Source organism: Methylophaga sp. UBA1464 (genome assembly GCF_002325665.1).
Lineage (GTDB): Bacteria > Pseudomonadota > Gammaproteobacteria > Nitrosococcales > Methylophagaceae > Methylophaga.
The window spans coordinates 1-368 of the sequence record NZ_DCSO01000002.1 but is presented as its reverse complement, the minus strand read 5'-3'; the positions used below and the strand labels follow the sequence as shown (position 1 = coordinate 368).

The window sequence follows — 368 nt, the reverse complement described above, 5'->3', positions numbered from 1 at the left end:
GCATCAATCACCACATCCTGCGTCGCGGCTGAAAAGCCCAGTAATACTGCGGCAATAGCCATTAATGTGAGTGAATGTGTGGCCGGATCCACCATCGCCATCAAAATAATCGACGTAATAATCATCAATTGCGATAAAAATAACCAGCTGCGCCTTCGACCTAACAGGCGATGCAAAATCGGTAATGGCAAAATATCCAGCAGCGGAGCCCAGACAAATTTGAAGGAATAACCCAGCGCCGCCCAACTGAAATAGGTGACTGCGCTGCGTTCCACACCGGCTTCCCGCAGCCATAAGCTAAGCGATGAAAAAATCAGTAATAACGGCAACCCCGCTGCAATACCGAGAAACAGCATGGTGACAACTTG

At 48.9% G+C, this 368-nt stretch carries 1 pseudogene; it reads right to left on the bottom strand.

Annotation, left to right across the window (positions count from 1 at the left end):
* Positions 1-368 (bottom strand): annotated as a pseudogene (locus B3O33_RS00155) (MFS transporter); the annotation flags it as partial.